Origin of the sequence: Pseudomonas faucium (assembly GCF_021602585.1) — a bacterium.
Lineage (GTDB): Bacteria > Pseudomonadota > Gammaproteobacteria > Pseudomonadales > Pseudomonadaceae > Aquipseudomonas > Aquipseudomonas faucium.
Genome location: NZ_BQIP01000054.1, coordinates 1 through 3,026 on the forward strand (window position 1 = coordinate 1; position 3,026 = coordinate 3,026).

Genomic DNA, 3,026 nt, shown 5'->3' on the forward strand with positions numbered 1-3,026 from the left:
CGAACTCAACGACTGCCGAACCGAAAACTTCGGAGCAGACGCGAGTCAGAGCTGCGGTCAGAGTGGTCTTACCGTGGTCAACGTGGCCGATAGTGCCGACGTTAACGTGGGGAAGGGAACGATCAAACTTTTCCTTAGCCATCGATACAATCCTCCGCAGAAGAAATAGTCACAACGCTGATAAAACAAAGGCAGATATTTTCATATCTGCCTTGTTTATATGGAGCTCTTGAGCGGACTTGAACCGCTGACCTCACCCTTACCAAGGGTGTGCTCTACCAACTGAGCTACAAGAGCGAAACACATTGTGCAAAAACCAGCAAACTTGGAGCGGGTAGCGGGAATCGAACCCGCATCATCAGCTTGGAAGGCTGAGGTTCTACCACTAAACTATACCCGCGGAGCTTGCAGCTCTCGCTAAAACTGGTGGAGGGAGAAGGATTCGAACCTTCGAAGCTCTCGCAACGGATTTACAGTCCGTCCCCTTTGACCGCTCGGGAATCCCTCCAGATGTGGCCGGCATTCTACTTGTCTGCCGTCCTAGTGTCAAGCGTTTTTTCAAATTTTTTCAATCAAATCTGAAACTTAGCTGCTTTGACACCGCTTCCAGTTCTGCCACCTGAGTGGTGTTCCCTGTGAAGCGGGCGCCATTCTATCAAGCTATTCGCCAGTTGCAATACCCTGGCAGAAAATAATTTTATGTTTTAAGTCTTTGAAATCATTGGAAAGAGTCGCGAGCACGGTTTGGTCCAGCAAACGCTCGCTATCAGGGGCTATCTTGAGCCACAAACCCTCGGCGCCTGGCAGCTGCCCCGCCACTGGCGCAGCGCTGATATCCAGGCTCAACAGCCGCTGGCGAAGCGCATCGAGCTGCTCCCGACCAGGCAGGCCACCCACGACCAGGCATTCATCGCGGCGCTGAGCCGGCGCCAAAGCTCCGGTTTCGCGTAACAGACGGATCTCCTGCTGACTCCCTTTGTACAGCGACAGCGGGGCGACATCCTTGGCTTTCAGCGGGGCTTCCTGTTGGTGCCAGATGTAATAGAAGGCATTGAGCACCAGCAACAGCAGAAACAACCAACGCATAAGCACCTCAGTCCAGCGGACAGGCCATTGCCAGGCCAACGAATACCAGGTCGGGAACCACGCGCGCCTGTGGTATGGCATCACGTACCAGGGGCGCATCGCCGCCGGTAAGGAACACGGTGAAAGCTTCGCCCCACAGCGCACGCGCCTGCTCTAGCTGAGCGCAGGCAAAGCCCTGCAACATCAGCACGCAACCACGCTCCACGGCCTCGACCGTAGAACGCCCGGGACCGAGACTGGCCAGAGCCCGCTCAGCCGAGGCATCGTCGTAGCGGATGCGGCGGGTGTGGGTACGCAACTGGCTGCGCATCAGCGGCATGCCGGGGCAAATATACCCGCCCAGGTGCTCGCCATCGGCAGAGACGAAGTCGGCCTTGGCCGCGGTACCCAGGTCGATCACCAGGCAAGCGCCTTTGGCCAGGTGGTAGGCACCCAGTGCGGCCAACCAGCGGTCCATGCCCAGGCGCTGATAGTCTTCGTAGCCGTTGCGCACGCCGGCCATCGACTGAGCTGGCTGCGCAACTCGCGCCGTGACACTAAAGGCATGTGCAATCAATGCGCACAGTGCCGCGGTTTCTTCTTCGCTGCGCACGCTGACGATACGGCAAGCGGATAGCCGCACCGAGGCCAAGGCACTCACCTGGGCAATCAGCGATTGATCGGAATCGACAATGCCGCCGCGCACCATGGTGGCGTCACCAGTGTGGATCACGCGCCATTTGATGAAGCTGTTACCGCAATCGAGCTCAAGAATCATCTCGCAACCTCAAACTGAGCTCTCCACCACTGAAGCTCTTTTCAACACCGTCGACTTCCAGACGCAAGCCGCCCTGCCCGTCCACCCCCAGCACCACACCTTCTATATGAGTGCTGCCGGCGATGAGCGATACGTTACACCCTTGCCAGAGATGCGCCTGCTCCCATTCTTCCTGGAAAGCGGCGAAACCATAGCGGCGATGGCGCGCCAATTCATGCTGCAGCTGCTGGCTGAGCAGTGCCACCAAGCGGTTACGATCAATCGCTGCGCCCGCTTCCCGGCGCATCGAGGTCCACGCCTGGTCAACCTGGTCATTGGCTTGCATGTTCACATTGATGCCGATACCCAGCACAACATGGCAGACATCAGCCGGGTCGCCGACCAGCTCCAGGAGGATGCCGGTTATCTTGCGCCCGCGCACAAGTACATCATTGGGCCATTTAAGCCCGACTTCCTTCACGCCGAAAGCCTGCAGCGTACGCATGACCGCCAAGCCCACTACCAGGCTCAAGCCTTCGAGCTGGCGCATGCCGCCGTCTACCCGCAAGACAAGGCTGTAATAGAGGTTTTCACCAAAAGGACTTACCCAGTGACGACCGCGGCGACCGCGCCCGGCGCTCTGACGCTCTGCCAGCACCAGGAATGGCGCGGCCTGACCAAGGCCGGCGAGCCTCAAGCCCTCCGCATTGGTCGAATCGATGCTGTCATGGATGAAAACGGGCCACTGCTCACCCTCGCCGCACTCGGCAATGGCCTGCGCATCGAGCAGCGCCAGGGGAGCCGCAAGCTGGTAACCGCGCCCGCGAACCTTGTGAATGGTGAGGTTCAGCTCACTCTCCAGGTGCTGCAGCTGCTTCCAGACGGCGCTGCGACTTACACCGAGGGCTGCCCCCAAGGCTTCACCGGAATGGAACCGGCCATCCTTGAGGAGATTCAACAACTTCAGCATGCCAGTCTCGACTTGGAATAAGGCTGGCATGATAGCTATGGGTCGTGGGCTTGCATAGGAAAAGGGCACCCGGGCAAAGCGCCGGAAGGCCAGATTTTCTGCACGCCAAAGACAAAACCCCTACCTGCTCGCGCAGATAGGGGTTTTGCGAAATGAATCTTGACGATGACCTACTCTCACATGGGGAAACCCCACACTACCATCGGCGATGCATCGTTTCACTGCTGAGTTCGG

At 58.3% G+C, this 3,026-nt stretch carries 4 protein-coding genes, 3 tRNA genes and 1 rRNA gene; all 8 read right to left on the minus strand.

Annotated elements, in window-relative coordinates:
* On the minus strand, window positions 1–142 hold a 142-nt coding region (locus L6D75_RS27080), incomplete at its 3' end, for a GTP-binding protein (RefSeq protein ID WP_230385152.1).
* A 79-nt stretch (window positions 143–221) separates the two neighbouring features.
* Window positions 222–297 (minus strand) — tRNA-Thr (locus L6D75_RS27085).
* Between the two features lie 29 nt (window positions 298–326).
* Window positions 327–400 (minus strand) — tRNA-Gly (locus L6D75_RS27090).
* A 24-nt stretch (window positions 401–424) separates the two neighbouring features.
* Window positions 425–508: transfer RNA gene (locus L6D75_RS27095), tRNA-Tyr, on the minus strand.
* A gap of 152 nt (window positions 509–660) precedes the next feature.
* Entirely contained in the window at window positions 661–1,086 is a 426-nt protein-coding gene (locus tag L6D75_RS27100; protein WP_176518254.1) for a hypothetical protein, read from the minus strand.
* Between the two features lie 7 nt (window positions 1,087–1,093).
* On the minus strand, window positions 1,094–1,843 hold the full coding sequence (locus L6D75_RS27105; protein ID WP_176518255.1) for a pantothenate kinase: 750 nt from the start codon (window positions 1,841–1,843) through the stop codon (window positions 1,094–1,096).
* Window positions 1,833–2,792 (minus strand): bifunctional biotin--[acetyl-CoA-carboxylase] ligase/biotin operon repressor BirA, encoded by a 960-nt coding sequence (gene birA / locus L6D75_RS27110; RefSeq protein ID WP_176518256.1) that lies wholly within the window; start codon window positions 2,790–2,792, stop codon window positions 1,833–1,835. The genes L6D75_RS27105 and birA overlap by 11 nt, the downstream gene beginning before the upstream one ends.
* Window positions 2,793–2,949: 157 nt before the next feature.
* Window positions 2,950–3,026: ribosomal RNA gene (rrf, locus tag L6D75_RS27675) — 5S ribosomal RNA — on the minus strand; the annotation flags it as partial.